Origin of the sequence: Skermania sp. ID1734, from assembly GCF_007489285.1 — a bacterium.
Classification (GTDB): Bacteria; Actinomycetota; Actinomycetes; order Mycobacteriales; family Mycobacteriaceae; genus ID1734.
Genome location: NZ_VLIY01000002.1, coordinates 46,228 through 63,381, shown reverse-complemented (window position 1 = coordinate 63,381; position 17,154 = coordinate 46,228). Strand labels below are relative to the sequence as shown.

Sequence of the window (17,154 nt, the reverse complement as noted above, 5' to 3'; positions counted from 1 at the left end):
TCAGTGTCGCGCCGGACTACCGACGACGACTGCACCGACATTGCACTCGACGAGCTCGTCGGTGCCGGTGATGTCGGCAAATGCCGCGGTGTCGCTGTAACCCTGTGCCACCGCGCCGAGCCCCATGGCCGTGGCAACCAGGTAGAGATTCTGGGTCAGCACGCCGACGTGTTTGAGGATCAGCGCGTACGGCATCTGCTCGTACGCCCACATCACCCGGCCGGCCCGCGCGGCAATCACTATCAGTACCTGTGGCTGCCGACCGTCCTCGAGCGTCAGGGCGGATGGGCTCAGCAGGCGTTCGATCGCGGGATGGTCTGCGTCGGCAATCAGCTCCAGCGCGTGGTCGAAGGAGTTGTAGTGATACATGCCCTGGGCAAGCCCGTCCGCGCAGCGCACCACCGGATACAGTTCGAGTTCGTAAATGCTTCCGCCCGACGGATACGGTCGGGACGGAAGTTCCTCGCGGTCAACTACTCTCGACCCACGCGTGCGAGCGCACCGATACAGCAGCTCGCCAAGCTGATCGACCGTGATCGGTGCGGCGTCATCGTAGGCCCGACACGAGGCACGCCGCTCGATGGCGTCGGTCAGCGTCACATCGGTGATTTCGAGCGTGTCGAGATCGGGAGTCGCCAGCAGCACGGCGGATTTGGACCCAGGCCGGTGTCGTGTCGGCAGCGGCGGGAAAGAGCTCGACGCCCATTTCGTGGGCCCGAAGTGGGCCCAACTCTGCACCCGTGCACCGAGCGTGCTGCGACGGTGAAACCACAATTCGTGTGCGCTCCAACTGCGCAGGGCGAAGTCGGTGTCTTCGATCGATTCCGCGGTGACGACGAATCCGCCCGCTTGGAGGTCGGTGACGAGCTGACTCACGACCGATTCCGGAAGGTCGGCGTCGGCCGGGCTCGTCGCGCCGGTGGCAACGGCGAGCACCCGCGCGTCGAAAAGCTTCAGGTCACACCACGATCGCGGGTTCTCCATGACGAGACTGTCACCATCCCTACGCAGCACAGTGAATTTCGACAGGATCAGTGGCTTGTCCGCTGGGAGCTCTTGGGTATCAGTTAGATTAGGACCTGCGAACGGCATCACCTCATACAGTTCGTTGCCGTCGAGCAGGACAGTTTTCACCAACCATCCGCCGTCGCTGAGGCGATCGAGCAGGCCGGCGCACTCCGGTTCGTGTGCGGCATGACTAGAGACCGTCTCGCCGGTACTGAGGCGACGCAGCAGGGCAGCTTGCGCCGGCGTCAGTGCGGTCAGCGATACCTTCTCCGGCAACAGCACTGCCCCGGTCGCCGAGATCAGGCAGCGCGCACCCGGCCGCAGGGACACGGTCGACTCGGCAGGGGTCATTGTGCGGCGTTCGCGAGTGCCGGTTCGAGGACGTTGAGCAAATACGGCAACGACAGCGCGGTCGGCTGGTTCAGCCCGCTGGCGTCGGTGAGGTTGACGAACGCGACACTTTTTTTGCGGACCGCTGGCAGCGACGAGTACCCCGGCAGGCTGGTGAATGTCTTTTCCATGCCGCCCATCGCTGCGGCGACCACCAGGTCGGCGTCCAGGTCGCCGACCCGCTCCGCCGAGAGCGCCAACCGCCCGCCGCCCGGAGCGGCATCGACGATGTGCTGCGGAATGTGCATGCCGAGGCGTGCGAACACCTCGCTGGCACCGTCTTTCGGATCGGCCAGCACCATCAGTTGGGACGGGCTGGCGAGCAACGTGGTGATGAAAGTCTTGCCCCGCAAACCCGGAAGTCGCTGTGCGACCGCGTCGATCTTGCCGTCGACTCCGGCGATCACCTGCTTGGCCTGACCTTGCTTGTGCAGAACCTTGCCGAGCACCTCGATTTGCTGGCTCCAGGAATCGATTTGGGCGTTGGTCAGTCCAGGGATGGTGGGTGCGACTCCGGAAAGCCGGTCATACATCGCCTTGTCCACCATGAAGCCCGGCGCGAGAATGAGATCCGGGTTGAGCGCCGCTACCTGCTCGGTGATGTCGCCGCTGGACTTCAACGCCTTCGACTGGCTCAGCGACGCGGGTTCCCATGGCGGCGTTTTACCGCCGGCGATCACGGCGACATTGTCGACGTAGGCAACCGGTACAACGCCGAGCGCCAACGTGGCGTCGAGCCACTGATTGCCCAGCGCGACAATCCGCTTCGGCACGCCGTCGATCGTCGTCTTTCCTTGCGCGTGCGCGATGGTCACCGCATCCGCGCCCGCGGAGGGATCACTCGGATTCGACGAACAGGCCGTCGCCAGGGCCACCACCGCGGCCAACGCGGCCAACGCGGCCGTCAGGGCGACCACGGGCCCGCCGAGCCTGTGATGCCGATTGCCGATCCTCATTCCCGAGCCCCTTTCGGCCGACCGAATCTGCGCTAGCTAGGTTAGCCTAACCTCAATCGGAGGGTGCGGTGGGACCGTCAGGCGTCGGCTGGCGGGGATGTGAGGTTCTGAATGCGGACCTGACCGCGCGCGACCAGCCGCTGCTGCTCATCGGTGATACTGACCTGCCACAACTGCTGGGAGCGCCCGCGGTGGATCGGCAGCGCCTCGGCGTGCAGGGTTCCTTCGCTCACCGCTCGAAGAAAGTCGGTGTTGTTGTTGACGCCGACCACGCGCCCCTTGGGTCCGAGCCATAACCCGGCCGCGAGGCTCGCCAGCGACTCGATAACCGAGCAGTACACGCCACCATGGGTGATCCCGAACGGCTGATGCATCGCGGGCCCCACCGTCCAGTGCGCACGCACCCGGTCGGGAGTCAGTTCGTCGTATTGCAGGCCGATGACGCCGTCGAATCCCTTGGCACCCCAGCGGGTCATCTCCTCGGGCGTCACCGAATGCCAGTCCTGCTCCGGGGCGTGTGTCATCTGAGCCTCCGCGATCATCTCGAGCGGCGACCGGTGTTCCGGTACTGCCGAGTCCAATTCCTCTGGTATCTAGCAGTACACGAACGCACCAGAAAGACACCGATGGGCCCCGCGCCAGCTTCGGTGCGGGGCCCATCGCGGGTAAGGACCGAGAGTCACTGCAGCCCTCAGGACACCGGCAACGGCCCAACGAATTACCGGACGTGAGTGTAGGGTAGGTTTACCTAACCAACAAGTGGTTGTCGAACTGGGGAGAACACGGCACCGTGACCGCACACCGACGCCGGCAAGCGGGCCTGGCCGCGCTGACGACAATCGTTGTCGCCGCCGGCGTGCTCGGTATCGTCGTCGGCGCGCAGGCCATCCCCCTGTCTGGCATCTGGCATGCGCTGGTGTCCCCGACCGGCTTGCCGACCGACCAGATCGTCACCTCGTTGCGGTTGCCGCGGACGGTGTTGTGCCTCGCGGTCGGCATCGCGCTCGGCACTGCCGGGGCACTCATTCAGGGGCACACCCGCAACCCGCTCGCGGATCCCGGTCTGCTCGGCCTGACCGCCGGCGCTGCCCTGCTGGTAGTCATCTCGATGTACGCGTTCGGTCTGCGCAACCCCGACCAGTACGTCTGGTTCGCACTTGCCGGTTCGCTGGTGGCGGGCATCGTCGTGTTCGGCGTCGCCTCCGTCGGCGGCGGTAACGCGTCGCCGCTGAACCTCGCGCTCGCCGGCGCCGCAATAACATTCGGATTGCAGGCGTTGACGAATGCGCTTGTGCTGCAAGACACCTTCAGCCTCGACGGTTACCGACTCTGGGTGGTGGGGTCCGCGGCCGGGCGCGACATCAGCGTTTTCTGGCAGGTGCTGCCGTTTCTCGCTGTCGGCCTGGTGCTCGCGGTGATCAACATTCCGGCTCTGAACGGTCTGAATCTGGGTGACGACGTCGCGCGGTCGCTCGGTATCAACGTCGCCGGTGCGCGGGTGATCGGCCTGCTGTCGATCACCTTGCTGGCCGGGGCCGCGACGGCCGCGTGCGGACCCATCGCGTTCATCGGTCTGATCGTCCCGCACCTGGCGCGGGGCTGGGTCGGTCCGGATTACCGCTGGCTGGTGCCGTATTCGGCGCTGCTGGGTGGGCTGACGCTACTGGTGGCCGACATCGTGGGCCGGATTGTCGTGGCGCCGGCCGAGTTGCACGTCGGGATTGTGACAGCGCTGATCGGCGCGCCGGTGTTTATTGCGCTAGTCCGCCGCAAGGTACCGGTGGCGCCGTGAGCACGCTCCTTACTAAGCTCGGTCCCGTTTCCGGCGTCCGGCGCCCGACGGCGACATTGATCGTCGCGGCGCTCGTGGCGGTGGCTTTGCTGTTGGCATGCATTGACATCGGCCGCGGCGATTTCCCGCTGTCGGTCGCCCAGGTGCTCGATGTGCTGTCCGGCGGCGGAACTCGTGCACAGCGCTACATCGTGTTGGACGTCCGAATGCCGCGCGCGGTGGTCGCGGCGCTCGCCGGCGCAGCACTCGGTGTCGCCGGGGCGCTGACGCAATCGATTCTTCGTAACCCGTTGGCAGGCCCGGACATGCTGGGTATCACTACCGGGTCGGCCTGCGCGGCGGTCGCTTTCATCGTTGCGGGCGGTGCTGGACTAGCGGGTGGCCTGTTCGCCGTTGGCGGCACCTTCACCGCGGCCTTGGTCGGTGGCGCGGCGACCGCGCTACTGCTCTACGTGTTGGCTTGGCGCAGCGGCCCGACGGGTTTCAGCGGACTGCGGATCGTCCTGATCGGCATCGGTCTGAACGCGCTGCTGCTGGCGGTGATTTCGTGGCTGCTCGTGTACGCCGACATCGTCGACGTCGCCCGCGCGCAGGTGTGGCTCAACGGCTCGGTGAACTCGGCAACGTGGTCACAGGTCGGCCCGCTCACGATCGGCCTTGCCGCAGCGACCGGATTGGCGATGTATCTGTCCAGAACTATTGCGGCACTGCGTTTTGGCGCGGACAAGGCGATGTCGCTCGGCGTCGACCTCCAACGCAGTCAGGCAGCTGCGTTGGCGCTGGCCGTGGTGCTGGCGTCGTTGGCTACCGCCGCTACCGGTCCAATCGGGTTCGTGGCATTGTCGGCACCGCAAATTTCGCGGTACTTGTTGCGCCGCCCAATCGAACCGGTGCTCACCTCGGCCGTGGTCGGGGCCGTGATCGTCGTCGCCGCCGACATCGTCGCCAGAACGATGCTGCCCGTGGAGCTTCCCGTCGGCATCGTCACCTCGGCGCTCGGTGCCGTGTTTCTCGTGTACCTGCTTGTCCAAACCAATCTGCGGAGGTCGGTGTGAGCGCTCGATCGAACCAGCCGCTGCGGGCCGCAGGTCTGCAACTTGGCTACGGCAGACGGATCGTCGTCGATGGACTCGACCTGGACATTCAACCCGGCCTGGTCACAACGATTATCGGCCCGAACGGCTGCGGCAAGTCGACGCTGCTGCGTGCCTTCGGTCGCTTGCTGGAGCCGAAGGCCGGCGAGGTGGTGCTCGACGGCAAGGCGATCTCGCAGTGGCGGCGCCGCGACATCGCACAGCGACTCGGCCTTCTCCCCCAGTCGCCGTTGGCTCCCGAAGGCCTGACAGTGGCTGAACTTGTTGCCCGTGGCAGACATCCGCATCAATCGTGGCTGCGGCAGTGGTCCGCCGACGATGCTGACGAGGTTAACAAGGCCTTGCAGCTCACCGGTATTACCGATCTGGCCGACCGGTGTCTCGACGAGTTGTCCGGCGGGCAACGCCAGCGCGCGTGGATCTCGATGGCGCTGGCGCAGGGCACCGGCATTCTGCTCCTGGATGAACCGACGACATACCTCGATTTGGCGCACTCGGTGGAAGTGCTGGATCTGATCGACCGGTTGCACTCTGAGCTCGGCCGCACGGTCGTGATGGTGCTGCACGATCTCAATCTCGCGGTGCGCTACAGCGATCGGCTGATCGTCATGCGGGACGGCCACATCGTTGCTGCCGGACCGCCGGCGGAAATCATCACGGAAGAAATGTTGTTCGCAGTCTTCGGCTTGGAAGCGGCCGTCATCGACGACCCTGTCTCCGACCGTCCGCTCATCGTGCCGATCGGCACTCGCCATGTCATCGACGCAACCGATCGCAAGCCGCGGCGCGCCGCGCAGGAAGGGACGCAATGACCATCGAGAACCACGAGGCCTCGACCGGACACCGCGGATTGCAGGGCGCATTACTGAAGGCATTCGGCGCCAACGACTACCAATTGACGGTGACCGGCAAACGTGCCATCACCGACAACTACATCCGGCTGAGTTTCAACGCCGGCGGATTGCTCGACGACCGCCCGATACACCCCACCATGTGGATCCGGATGTGGTTCCCCAACGGCTCGAAGCTGCACCAGCGCGGCTACACCCTCGTCGACCCGGATCGCGCGGCCGACACCTTCGACGTCGAGTTCGCCATCCATGACGGCAATGCCGCGCGGTGGGCGCTGGCAGCCCAGCCCGGCGACACGATCACGGCGAGCGTGCTGGGCACGAATTTCGAACTGCCCGAGACGGCGCCAAAGGGTTATCTCATCGTGGGTGACACGGCGTCGATCCCGGCGATCAACTCGCTGCTCGGCGCGATCGGCGACGTCCCTGCACGGGTATGGGTCGAATGGGTGCATTCCAGCGACAGGTCCATTCCGCTTGCCCAGACGGCACATACCGACGTCGTATGGGTGCAGCGCGGTGCCGATGGCGCCAGCCTCGTCGCCGCTGTTGCCGATGCCGCTTTCGATGCCCACGACCATTTCGGCTTTGTGGCATGTGATTTCAAGACGACGCGGGCGGTCACCAGCCTGCTGCGGCACCGGTTTCGCCTGAACCGTAAGGCGATCAAGTCCCAGGCGTACTGGAAATAGCGGTTGCGGTCGCGGCAGCGTCCGCCACAAGACCGGAGCGCAGCACTCGATCCGACAGGGCCCCCAGGCAGCTGAGATTCGCGAACCCCGGCCCCTGAGCAATGCCGGCAAGATTGGGCAGGAACAGCTTCGGGCGCAATCCGCTGACGGACAGGTCGTAGTCGATGACCGTCTCGAGCCGGTCCTGGTTGATAGGCCAGCCGACAGCCAACTCGAGGATGTCGGTGGCGGCGTCGTCGAGCAACTCGGTGAACCACAGCGGGTTTCCGCCGGTGGCATCGACGACAAGGTCGAATCGGCAGGTCCGTTGCGGCCGAGTTTCGTTGTGCAGCGAGAGGGCAACCAGGTCGTCGTCGGCGTACGCCGCAACCACCCGTCCCTGCAGATGATGGATCCGGTTGTCGCCCAGGAGCGCATCCTGTACGCGCACCGAGAAGACACCGCGGTCGGTGCGACGAATCACCTCCCGCCGCTCCTGCGGACTCAGCGCCGACCAGCGCGACGGATCGCTGAACAACGAGTTCTCGAAGTAGCTTTCCCCCCGCGTGTAGAGGGTCGCGTTCGGGGAGATCACCGAAATCAGCATGGCGTCGTGGCGGACCAGCTCGTCGAGCGCCGAGCCCGCCGTCTCGCCGCCGCCGATCACGGCTGCGTGCGAAGCGGCAGGAAGCTGCCGGCGCCCGGTGAGATCCCAGAACTCTGCGATGCTGAGCACCCGGGGATGATCCAGCAGCTTCCGGTCGCTCGGGCCCGGCCCGGTGATCATGACGGCATCGGCGGCGATGACGCTTTCGTCAGCGCCGTTACCTGCCACGGTGACCCGCCAACTGCCGCCGTCCACACCGAGTTGGGTGACCCGCCCGGCGACCCGCTTGAGCCCGACCTCGGCAGCCACCCATTGCAGATATTTCGCCCAGAGGTGGTGTTGCGGATGTGGTCTGCCCCTATCGATCCATTCCGCAAACATCGAATGCTCGACGAGAAAGGAGGACCAGCTGCGCGACATCATGATTCGGTTGATTTCGCGTGAGCTTCCTTGGCCCAAGTGCGATCCGTAGGGAAAGCCGACGTCCTTTTCCGGCGATGTCCCGAGCCGCTGATTGCCGTCGGTCCAACCGCTGCCGGACAGCCAATTGCCCGCAACAGTGTTCGGCTCCACCGCGATGATCCGGGGTGCCGGCACACCGGCTGCGCGCATCGCCGCCGCCTTGGCCGCTACTGCAACGGCTTTGGGACCGGCGCCGACCACCAGCAGAGTCTGCACGTTGTTGCCCTACCTTCCGACCGCTAGTGCAGCTAGCTCCGACTCGTCCATGGCTGAGACTTCCAGATACACCTGCGCCACCTGCTCGAGCCGACCAGCGACGGCATCCGCAGAATCCAGCCGGGGCGCCAGCGCCCGGACCGTGCGCGCGGTGAAAAGATCGGCGACGACCGCGTTCGGCGCGTCCAGCCACTCCCGTATCCGGGCAACTACCGCGGTCGCCATGACGGAATCGCCACCGAGGGCGAAGAAGTCGTCCTCAACACCGACCTCGACGCCGAGTACGCCGCCGATGATGTCGATGAGTGCGCGTTCCAAAGCACTGTCCGGGGCGGCGTCACTACCGTCGACACCGGCGAGTTCCCGCTGCGCCAACTGCGCCGCGGCCTTCCGGTCAAGTTTGCCGTTCGCCGACAGCGGCAGCGCCGCAACAACAACGATCGTGTTCGGCACCATGTACGCCGGTAGCAGGCTGGCGAGCTGGGAGCGAATCTCCTGGCCTGTCAAGGATTCCGAGGTTGGTTCCCGAGCAACCACGGCGGCCAAGGTCGGCGCCGAATTCGAAATCGCCACCGCAACCGCCAGATGCACGCCGGTGACCGACCGTAACGCCGCCTCGACCTCGCCTAGTTCGATACGGTGTCCTCGAATCTTCACCCGATGATCGGCGCGGCCCAGGAATTCCAGTGTCCCATCCGGCCAATATCTCGCCAGATCCCCCGTTCGGTACCACCGTTCGCCGTTGTATGTGACGAACTGCGCGGCACTGCGTTCCGGGTCGTTGTGGTAGCCGCGTGCCACGCCAGCGCCGCCGATCCACAGCTCACCACAGACCCAGTCGGGGCAGTCTGCGCCGAACCCGTCGACCACGCGACACAGCACGTTTCGCAACGGTGTTCCGTACGGCACCGCCGGCCAGTGCGCCGGCGGATCGCTGATCTCGCAGATGGTCGAGTGAATCGCGGTCTCGGTCGCACCGCCGAGCCCGGCAAACCGAGCCCCCGGCACCTGATGGGACAGTCGCAGCGGCAGATCGACACCGACCCAGTCCCCACCGAGAAGCACGGCTCGCAGGGAATCACCGAGTCCGCCCACATTCAGCAGCATGTCCAGCACGCTCGGCACACAGTTGAGGACCCTAACCGCATGGCGTCGAATCGATTCGGACCAGCACTGCGCGTCGCCCCGCTCATCATCGGTGACCGTGACGACCGCTCCCCCGGCGTGCAGCAGCGCAAAGATGTCGAAAACGGAAAGGTCGAACTCGAAGGCCGACACCGCAAGCGAACGGTCGCCCGGCCCGATGCCGAACCTGTCGACGAGGTCACAGATGGTGTTCATCGCCGCCCGGTGCGGCACGACCACACCCTTCGGAGTGCCCGTCGAGCCGGAGGTGAACAAGATGTAGGCGGCGTCTTCCGGGTCACTGTAGAGCGGCTGGGCCAACGGCGGTTTCCCAAGGGCGGTTTCGTAAATCAGCGTGTGCGTACCGGGCACGTCCGAGCGGCTGATGACAAGGACGGCATCGCTCGTGTCGATGATTTGGCGACGCCGTGCGGCTGGCTGATCAACGGCGACGGGCACGTAGGTGGCTCCGGTGGCCAGGACGCCCAGCGCGGCGATGACCTGCTCAGGTCCTTTCGGCAAGTGGATCACCACGTTCTGGCCGTTACGGACGCCTTCGCCCAGCAACGCACCGGCCACGGCGAGGGCGCGAGCGGCGACATCGCCGTAGCTGAGGACGTTCGCTTGACCCCAGATCAGCGCGGGCGCGTCCGGAACCTTCGCCGCATGTTCGAAGAAGCCTTGGTGCAGCGTCTGTTTCGGCAGCGGTCCGCTCGTGTCGTTGACAGCGCTGCGCACGGTTCGCTGATCGATTGGCAGCTGCGGGCGGGATTCGGCCGTCCATCCGGCCTCGCCCTCGCACAGTCGGACGATCGCACTGACGTACTGATCGAACATCGTTTGCACCACGCCAGCGGGAAAGGCCTCGGCGCGGACATCCCAGTTCACCAGCAACCCGCCGTCGAGCTCGGTGACTTGCGCGTCGAGCAGCACCTGCGGTCCTTGCGACACAATCCATACCGGCGTGCCGAACGTTTCGCGTACCTCGGTCGCAAACAGCTCGCCGAGGTTCAGCGCACTGGTGTACACGATCGGTGCCAGCACCGGCTCGCCGCGTAGCCGGGCAAGATCCCGGAGAACCTCGAGGCCGCCGTAACTGCCGTGGGACGCATTGCGGTGCATGGTTTCCTGCAGCGCCCGAGCGCGTTCCACCACGGTGGCGGGCGCGGCGACATCGACGTCCAGTAACACCGAGGAGGTGAAGTCACCCACGACCCGGTCGATATCGGGATGCATCGATTGCCGGTGAAACAGTGGCACATTGAGCAGGAATTGCGGCTGCGCCGACCAGCGGCCGATCGTCTCCGCGAAGACCGCCGCAAGCGCCATGGCCGGGGTGACGCCGCGACCGTGCGCACCGGTCCTGAGTCGCTCCGCGGCGGCCGGATCGAACCAGTGATGGAGCCGCTCGACCCGGTGTGGTTGCCGCCGTTGGCTTTCGGGGATCAGCGGCAATTCCGGTGCGGCCGGGAGTTCGGGTAACCGCTGCTGCCACCACGCCCGGTCCCGCTCGTACACCGGCGAGTTCGCCGGGGCTGCGGACAGATAGTCGCGAAACTCGAACGCGGCCGGTGAAAGTCGCGAGCCGCGGTAGAGGGCGGCAAGATCGGCAAGCAACAACCGATAGCTCATTGCATCCGCGGCGAGCATGTCCACGTCCACGTGCAGGCGAGCGGAGTTGTCCGGCAACAAGGTCAGAGTAACATCGAGGACGCGCCCGTCGTGCACGTCAAGTCGTTGATGTGACTTGGTTTCTCGGAGGTGCGCGAGGCTGTCGGTGATGTCGGCGGCACCTTGGTCGCGCAGGTCGTGGACCGTGAAGATCTCGGGATGCGGCTCCGCGAGGACGCGCTGGGTGCCGTCGGCGTTGAATTGCACGCGCAGCATCGGATGTATCGAGGCAAGCTGATGTACTGCGGCGCGGAGTCGGGCCGGATTGACTGTAACGCTGTCGAATTCAACGTAGAGGTGGGCGGCGACCCCGCCGAGCTCGGGCCCGTCGCCGCGGCCTACCCAATATGCGTGTTGCATGGGGGCCAGCGGAAAGTTCTCGTCGGCATGGCGGCTCGCCGGGACAGACACTGCTGGTTCTTCGGTAGCCGCCGTAGTGAGCATCCGAGCCCACTCGCCGACGGTGGGCGCTGCGGCCAACTCGGCAAAGTTGACGTTGAACCCGGCTTTGCGCCAGGTGCCTGCCAGCCGCATCATGCGGATCGAGTCCAAACCGAGCTGAATCAGATCCGCGTTGTCATCGATCAGATCGGGCGCGATGGCCAATTGCGCTGCGATCTGCGCGCGAATGGACTCGCTGCCGCCCGGTGCGTCCGTCACCGTTTCTCCTCGTTTCGCCCGTCCCTGGTTCCTCACCCTAGCGCATCAATATAGGGTTGCCTTACCTATCTTTGCGAGGAGGCCTTGGCTGCCATGAGCGATCACCGTGACGGATTTGTCCCAGTCGAGCTCGAGCGGGCACGCCGCTACCGGGCTGCCGGGTACTGGCGTGGTGAAACCATCAGCGACGTGATTCGCGACGGCGCGCGGCGGTGGCCCACTGCCCACGCGCTCGTCGACGGCTCCCGACGGCTGAGCTATGCCGAACTCGACGCCGCGGTCGACCGATGCGCTGCGGGACTTGCCGCCCTCGGGATCCGTCCCGGCGAGCGAATCGTGCTGCAGTTGCCCAACTGCGTCGAGTTCGCCATTGTGCTGCTTGGGTCCTTGCGCGCCGGCGCGATTCCCGTGCTGTGCCTGCCCGCACATCGCGAGGCCGAGATTCGCCACCTTGCGCACGTATCAGGAGCGGTAGCTCTCGTCGTGGCCGACCGCGTCGGGGCCTTCGATTACACCGGCCTCGCCCGGTCGGTGCAGGCGGCGGTGCCCGGCTTGCGACACGTCCTGGTGCACGGCGATCCCGGCGAATTCCGCGGACTCAGCGAGGTGCTCGACTGCGCGGATGCGGCGGACCTTCCCTGCACCGACCCCAGCGACATTGCGCTGCTGCTGGTTTCGGGCGGCACGACGGGATTGCCGAAGCTCATTGCGCGTACCCACGACGACTATCTCTACAACGCGCGAGCCAGCGCGCAAGTCTGCGAGCTGACCAACTCGGACGTGTACCTGGTGAGCCTTCCTGCCGCGCACAACTTCCCGCTCGCGTGTCCGGGCATCCTGGGCACGCTGGCCGTCGGCGGCACCTGCGTGTTCATCGACGATGCCAGTCCGGAGAATGCTTTTGCTGCCATCGACCGACACGGGGTCACGATCACGGCAGTCGTCCCGCCGCTTGCGCAATTGTGGTGCGCTGCTACGGAGTGGGAACAGGCCGACCTGTCCACCCTGCGGCTGCTACAAGTGGGCGGAGCCCGGCTGGCCGAAACCAATGCGCGCGAGGTTCGGCCGCGGTTGGGAGCGACCTTGCAGCAGGTGTTCGGCATGGCGGAGGGCCTGCTCAACTTCACCCGCCTCGATGACCCAGACGAGGTCATCTGCACCACTCAGGGGCGGCCGCTCAGTCCGCACGACGAGGTCCGCGTCGTCGACCGCGAGGGCGTCGACGTTCCGACTGGCACCGAAGGTGAACTACTGACACGCGGGCCATACACCATCCGCGGCTACTACCGGGCCGACGAGCACAACGCCCGGGCATTCACCGCCGACGGCTTCTACCGAAGCGGAGACCTGGTGCGGCAGTTGCCTTCTGGGCATCTCGTCGTGACCGGCCGGATGAAGGACGTCATCAACCGGGGCGGGGAGAACATTGCCGCCGACGAGCTCGAGACCCACTTGCTTGCGCATCCGGCGGTCCGGCACGCAGCGGCAGTCGCGTTGCCGGACAGCGCCCTTGGCGAAAGGCTCTGTGCCGCCATCGTTCCTGCCGGCTCGGCGCCGACGTTGAGCGAGCTGAAGGCGTTTCTGGCCGCGCGCGGATTGGCCACCTACAAGTTGCCCGATTTGGTGCACCTCGCCGAGTCGCTACCGACGACGGCAGTCGGCAAGATCGACAAGCGGGCGCTGGTCGCGATGCTCACCGCTTGACGCTTTGGACTGGGAGCCTTGTCGCATTCGCCGGCTCTGTCGAGCGACACGTCGCGTATCAGCGGCCACTTTCGTCTCAGCAGTCACATCGCGCGGTTTAATGACACTGCCATCAGTCCGAGTGCGCACGCCCACGCCGTGCGTGAAATTTCACCGCCCGCGGTGAAATTTCACGCACGGTCGGGTCGGACGCGTCCACAGGTGAACGGAGACCGCTAGATGTCAGCTCGTTGTGGTTGCATCGTCAAGAGTTCGGCGACGGTATGCGGCCTCGTCCTGGTTGGCGCGGGTCTGCTTCCTACCCCGGCATCGGCCGCCGACCCGTGCACGCAATCAGGCGGAACGACGACCTGCACCTACACCTCCACCGGGCACGAGCAGACCTTCACGGTGCCGGCGAGTGTCAAGACGATCAACGTGACCGCTGTCGGCGGCCGTGGCCACGACGGGCCGCCGGCGGCCATGGTCAGCGGCCAGCTGACGGTCACGCCCGGCAGCACCCTGTATGTCTATGTCGGCGGTGACGGATCGGAATGCGGCACCAACTGTGACGGCCTGGGCGGATTCAACGGCGGAGGCCCCGGCTCGTTCGGCAGCCCGGTGGGCAACGGCGGCGGCGGCGCATCCGACGTGCGCACCAAGTCCGGGTTTCAGAACGACCAGCTCAAGTCACGTCTGATCGTCGCCGGTGGATCCGGCGGCGGTGGGGCCAGCGGACCGACCGCCGGTGGCGACGCGACCAAGACCAAGGGCGGTAAGGACGGGGCCGCCGGTAAGGGCGGCGGCGACAACTCCGGCGGCGCGAGCGGCGCGTTCGGTGCCGGCGGTGGCGGCGGGGTCGGCGGGAGCAGCGCCAAGACCCGCGGCGGCGGCGGAAGCGGCGGTGGCGGCGGCTATTACGGTGGTGGCGGTGGAGGCGGGGGCGCGACAACGGGCACCGTCGGCGGTGCCGGTGGCGCCGGGTCGTCGCTCGTTCCCGACGGCGGCACGGTCAGCACCGCCACGAGCGAGCCGAGCGTCACCATCAGCTACACAAGTTCGACGCAGTAGGAGTTGCTGGCACCACATACGGCGCCACGCTGCCGAGCTTTTCGCAGGTTTCCTCGAACTCGCGCTCGGGATCTGACTGGGCGATGATGCCGGCTCCGGCCCGCAACCAGGCGTTCCGGCCCTGCTGGTACACGGCCCGCAGCACGAGCGTCGCCTCCAGCGCGCCATTGGGCGAAACTGCCACCACTGCGCCGGAATACAGACCACGGTCGGAATCGTCGAGTCGGAAGATCGCGTCAACCGCGGACGCCTTGGGGATGCCCGAGGCAGTTACAGAGGGGAACAGCGCCTCGACCGCGTCCCATGCCGTGCGATTTGGTGCGAGCCGTCCTTGCACCGTCGACGCGAGATGCTGGACGCTGCCGCGCTCCCGCACGGCCATGAAGTCGGAGACGGACGGCGTGCCGGGCGCGGCCACAGAGGCTACCTCGGTCATCGCCGTCCGCACCGAAACCGCGTGCTCGACGATCTCCTTCGGGTCGGAAACGAGGTCGGCACGGGCTCGCTGGTCGGCCCGATCGCCGCGGCCGAACGCGCGCGTGCCGGCCAGCGGTTCGGTGGTTACCAGTCCGTCCGCATTCACCGCCACGACGAGTTCAGGACTGAAACCGGCTGCCTCGAGTCCACCCGTGCACAGCAAAAATGAGCGTGCCGGAGTGTTGTGCTGGCGGCCCAATCGATAGGTCTGTGCCATGTCGACAGCGAACGGCACGTCGACCCGCCGCGACAGGATCACCTTCTCGTAGGCGCCGGCAGAGATCTCGGCGATCGCCGCGGTGGCCCGGCCGCGGTAGTCGCTGCTGTCGCTTCGGGTGTCGATAACCGCCGGCGCGCGCACGGCGACGTCCGCGCCGGCGAGCGCCCGGCGCACGGCGCCCCGTTCCTGCGACGTTCCGCCGCACATTGTGACGTCACCGTGCGCGTCGATAACCACCTCGATGCTCGGCACCATCAGGTGAGCAAGAACATCGCCGGTCAGGTGTCGCTCGGCACCGAGACTGTAGGCGCAGAGGGCGAAACCCAGCCATCCATAGGCACCGCGCTCGCTCGGGGACTCCGGGAACAGCACCGCCAGCGCAGATTCGAGCACTTTGGCCGGGCTCCCAGTCCACCGCTGCCGCCGGTCCTCATCACCGACGCGGATACGAATCTGCTCGGCCTCCAGCGTCACGCTGGCAACCGGGTTCGCGGCAAACACCCAACGCCCGGGCTGCTCGTAGACGACGAAATCGACGAAGTCCTCAGCCGCGGCCAGCCGTGTCAGCGCCGACAACGGGTCCGGCACCCGGGTGAGCGTCATCGGAGCATCGGGTTCCCGGATTGCCGCATGAGGCTGCTTCACAGAGGTGAGGTTAGCATTACCTTAATTAGTTGGGAACCGCGCACAAGACACGCTTACTACCTCCCGTAGTACGCACCTTGTCGGACACACGTAGAATGGGTCGAATGGCGGGTCTGGGTGAGCTCGAACGAGCGGTAATGGAGCATCTTTGGTCGGCCGGAGAACCTCAAACGGTCCGGCAAGTACACGACGCGCTGTCGGCTCGGCGCGAACTCGCGTACACGACGGTCATGACCGTCCTACAGCGGCTGGCAAAGAAGAACCTGGTCATCCAGCAACGCGATGATCGGGCCCATCGCTACGCGCCCACGCATGAGCGGGGCGAGTTGGTCGCCAGCCTCATGGTCGATGCGCTGCAGCAGGCCGAAGCGCCCAGTGGACGCACGGCAGCGCTAGTACACTTCGTCGGACAGGTCGGTGCGGACGAGGCAGCCGCGCTGCGCGCCGCGCTGGCCAAGTTGGAGGCAGCCGAAGCGCTGGCCGCCGATGCAGCAGCAAACCAGCCGAGCGAGGAAACGGATCCGCACAGGCCGAATCCAGACGCTGGCTAACGCCAGCAGCTCCGGTGAGAGCGATGAAGGACACGTGATAGTTCAACGATGAACGCCACTGCGCTGGTCTTTGCCGTGCTCGCGCTGCTGCTCGCGGGCCCAGTTCCAGCGTTGCTGAGTCGGGCGACGTGGACATACCGGTCGCCGCGCGCGGGGCTGGTGCTCTGGCAGGCGATTGCGCTGGCCGCGGTGCTGTCCGCCTTCGGGTCCGGTCTGGCCATCGCGAGCCAGTTGTTGGTGCCCGGCCCCGACGGACGTCCCACCACCGCGCCGACCAAAGAGATCGATGCCCTCGGCCTGCCGCTGTGGAGCCTCTACGTCCTGGTCTTCCTGCTCACGCTGCTGGTCGGGGCGCGGCTGATCTACTCGGTGCTTCGGGTGGCCGTCCGCACTCGTCGGCGCCGTGCCCGCCACCGCATGCTCGTAGACCTACTCGACCGCAGCACGACTCGGCCGCTGGCCATGCGCGCCTCCAACATTCGAGTGCTCGAGGCCGCCGAACCGATCGCTTACTGCCTCCCCGGGATTCGCCAGCGCGTCGTAGTGAGCGAAGGCACCCTCAGCACGCTGGGTGAGCCCGAGATTGCCGCCATCCTCAGCCATGAACGCTGTCACCTACGGGCGCGCCACGATCTGGTGCTCGAAGCGTTCACCGCCGTGCACGACGCGTTCCCGCGCGTGGTGCGCAGCGCGTCCGCGCTCGACGCCGTTCAACTGCTGATCGAACTGCTTGCCGACGACTCGGCGGTCAAGGCTGCCGGTCCCGGCCCGCTGGCCCGGGCGCTGGTGGCCTGCTCCAGTTCCAGCGCGCCGCAGGGTGCCCTCTCGGCGGGCGGCCCAACGACGTTGATCCGGGTGCAACGGCTCGCGGGCCGGCGCGGCGATGTGCGGATCGCGACCGCCGCGTACGTCGCAGCCGCGGCGATCCTGGTAGTGCCGACCATCGCCGTCGCGGTGCCGTGGCTGGTGGAGCTGAGCAGGCTGATCAACGCGTGACTCTCGCC

At 66.4% G+C, this 17,154-nt stretch carries 13 protein-coding genes and 1 pseudogene; 8 read left to right on the top strand and 6 right to left on the bottom strand.

Annotated elements, in window-relative coordinates:
* The 3 genes from FOS14_RS02435 to FOS14_RS02425 form a co-directional block, all read right to left on the bottom strand.
* Positions 1-1,359, bottom strand: coding sequence for a SagB family peptide dehydrogenase (locus FOS14_RS02435; protein ID WP_143768681.1), 1,359 nt, complete (start codon positions 1,357-1,359; stop codon positions 1-3).
* On the bottom strand, positions 1,356-2,354 hold the full coding sequence (locus FOS14_RS02430) for an ABC transporter substrate-binding protein (protein WP_143768680.1): 999 nt from the start codon (positions 2,352-2,354) through the stop codon (positions 1,356-1,358). Before FOS14_RS02430 ends, FOS14_RS02435 begins: the two co-directional genes overlap by 4 nt.
* A 77-nt stretch (positions 2,355-2,431) precedes the next feature.
* Positions 2,432-2,830, bottom strand: a complete 399-nt coding sequence (locus FOS14_RS02425) for a PaaI family thioesterase (RefSeq protein WP_255450050.1) — start codon at positions 2,828-2,830, stop codon at positions 2,432-2,434.
* 326 nt (positions 2,831-3,156) lie between these two features.
* Between FOS14_RS02425 and FOS14_RS02420 the strand changes: the two are divergent.
* The 4 genes and pseudogenes from FOS14_RS02420 to FOS14_RS02405 all read left to right on the top strand — a co-directional run.
* Positions 3,157-4,146: pseudogene (locus FOS14_RS02420) on the top strand (FecCD family ABC transporter permease); the annotation flags it as partial.
* Positions 4,143-5,201 (top strand): iron chelate uptake ABC transporter family permease subunit, encoded by a 1,059-nt coding sequence (locus FOS14_RS02415; RefSeq protein WP_143768677.1) that lies wholly within the window; start codon positions 4,143-4,145, stop codon positions 5,199-5,201. The pseudogene FOS14_RS02420 and the gene FOS14_RS02415, both read left to right, overlap by 4 nt.
* Positions 5,198-6,052, top strand: a complete 855-nt coding sequence (locus tag FOS14_RS02410) for an ABC transporter ATP-binding protein (RefSeq protein WP_143768676.1) — start codon at positions 5,198-5,200, stop codon at positions 6,050-6,052. Before FOS14_RS02415 ends, FOS14_RS02410 begins: the two co-directional genes overlap by 4 nt.
* Positions 6,049-6,783: a siderophore-interacting protein gene (locus FOS14_RS02405; RefSeq protein ID WP_143768675.1), complete on the top strand. Its 735-nt coding sequence runs from the start codon at positions 6,049-6,051 to the stop codon at positions 6,781-6,783. The genes FOS14_RS02410 and FOS14_RS02405 overlap by 4 nt, the downstream gene beginning before the upstream one ends.
* Here FOS14_RS02405 and FOS14_RS02400 read toward each other — a convergent pair.
* Together FOS14_RS02400 and FOS14_RS02395 are read right to left on the bottom strand one after the other, a co-directional pair.
* Entirely contained in the window at positions 6,758-8,047 is a 1,290-nt protein-coding gene (locus tag FOS14_RS02400) for a SidA/IucD/PvdA family monooxygenase (RefSeq protein WP_255450015.1), read from the bottom strand. The two genes, FOS14_RS02405 and FOS14_RS02400, sit on opposite strands and share 26 nt — an antisense overlap.
* A gap of 9 nt (positions 8,048-8,056) precedes the next feature.
* Positions 8,057-11,503 (bottom strand): non-ribosomal peptide synthetase, encoded by a 3,447-nt coding sequence (locus FOS14_RS02395; RefSeq protein ID WP_143768674.1) that lies wholly within the window; start codon positions 11,501-11,503, stop codon positions 8,057-8,059.
* Positions 11,504-11,596: 93 nt separating this feature from the next.
* On the opposite strand from FOS14_RS02395, the gene FOS14_RS02390 reads away from it, so the two are divergent.
* Together FOS14_RS02390 and FOS14_RS02385 are read left to right on the top strand one after the other, a co-directional pair.
* Complete coding sequence (locus tag FOS14_RS02390) at positions 11,597-13,207, top strand: (2,3-dihydroxybenzoyl)adenylate synthase (RefSeq protein ID WP_143768673.1); 1,611 nt, start codon at positions 11,597-11,599, stop codon at positions 13,205-13,207.
* A gap of 219 nt (positions 13,208-13,426) precedes the next feature.
* Positions 13,427-14,257: a glycine-rich protein gene (locus FOS14_RS02385; RefSeq protein ID WP_143768672.1), complete on the top strand. Its 831-nt coding sequence runs from the start codon at positions 13,427-13,429 to the stop codon at positions 14,255-14,257.
* Here the strand turns inward: FOS14_RS02385 and FOS14_RS02380 are convergent.
* The gene (locus tag FOS14_RS02380; protein WP_370512151.1) at positions 14,232-15,599 is read right to left on the bottom strand and encodes a salicylate synthase; all 1,368 of its coding nucleotides are present in this window, start codon (positions 15,597-15,599) and stop codon (positions 14,232-14,234) included. The genes FOS14_RS02385 and FOS14_RS02380 overlap by 26 nt on opposite strands.
* 104 nt (positions 15,600-15,703) lie before the next feature.
* Between FOS14_RS02380 and FOS14_RS02375 the strand changes: the two genes are divergently transcribed.
* A complete protein-coding gene (locus FOS14_RS02375; protein WP_143768671.1) occupies positions 15,704-16,150 on the top strand; it encodes a BlaI/MecI/CopY family transcriptional regulator in 447 nt (148 codons plus the stop codon).
* Positions 16,151-16,198: 48 nt separating this feature from the next.
* Positions 16,199-17,146, top strand: a complete 948-nt coding sequence (locus tag FOS14_RS02370) for a M56 family metallopeptidase (protein WP_143768670.1) — start codon at positions 16,199-16,201, stop codon at positions 17,144-17,146.
* Positions 17,147-17,154: the final 8 nt, after the last annotated feature.

What these genes read in the sequence shown, in the direction of transcription:
- FOS14_RS02435 (WP_143768681.1), bottom strand. Translation starts at nt 1,359, where the DNA reads ATGACCCCTGCCGAGTCGACCGTGTCCCTGCGGCCGGGTGCGCGCTGC.
- FOS14_RS02430 (WP_143768680.1), bottom strand. Translation starts at nt 2,354, where the DNA reads ATGAGGATCGGCAATCGGCATCACAGGCTCGGCGGGCCCGTGGTCGCC.
- FOS14_RS02425 (WP_255450050.1), bottom strand. Translation starts at nt 2,830, where the DNA reads ATGACCCGCTGGGGTGCCAAGGGATTCGACGGCGTCATCGGCCTGCAA.
- FOS14_RS02405 (WP_143768675.1), top strand. Translation starts at nt 6,049, where the DNA reads ATGACCATCGAGAACCACGAGGCCTCGACCGGACACCGCGGATTGCAG.
- FOS14_RS02390 (WP_143768673.1), top strand. Translation starts at nt 11,597, where the DNA reads ATGAGCGATCACCGTGACGGATTTGTCCCAGTCGAGCTCGAGCGGGCA.
- FOS14_RS02385 (WP_143768672.1), top strand. Translation starts at nt 13,427, where the DNA reads ATGTCAGCTCGTTGTGGTTGCATCGTCAAGAGTTCGGCGACGGTATGC.
- FOS14_RS02375 (WP_143768671.1), top strand. Translation starts at nt 15,704, where the DNA reads ATGGCGGGTCTGGGTGAGCTCGAACGAGCGGTAATGGAGCATCTTTGG.
- FOS14_RS02370 (WP_143768670.1), top strand. Translation starts at nt 16,199, where the DNA reads ATGAACGCCACTGCGCTGGTCTTTGCCGTGCTCGCGCTGCTGCTCGCG.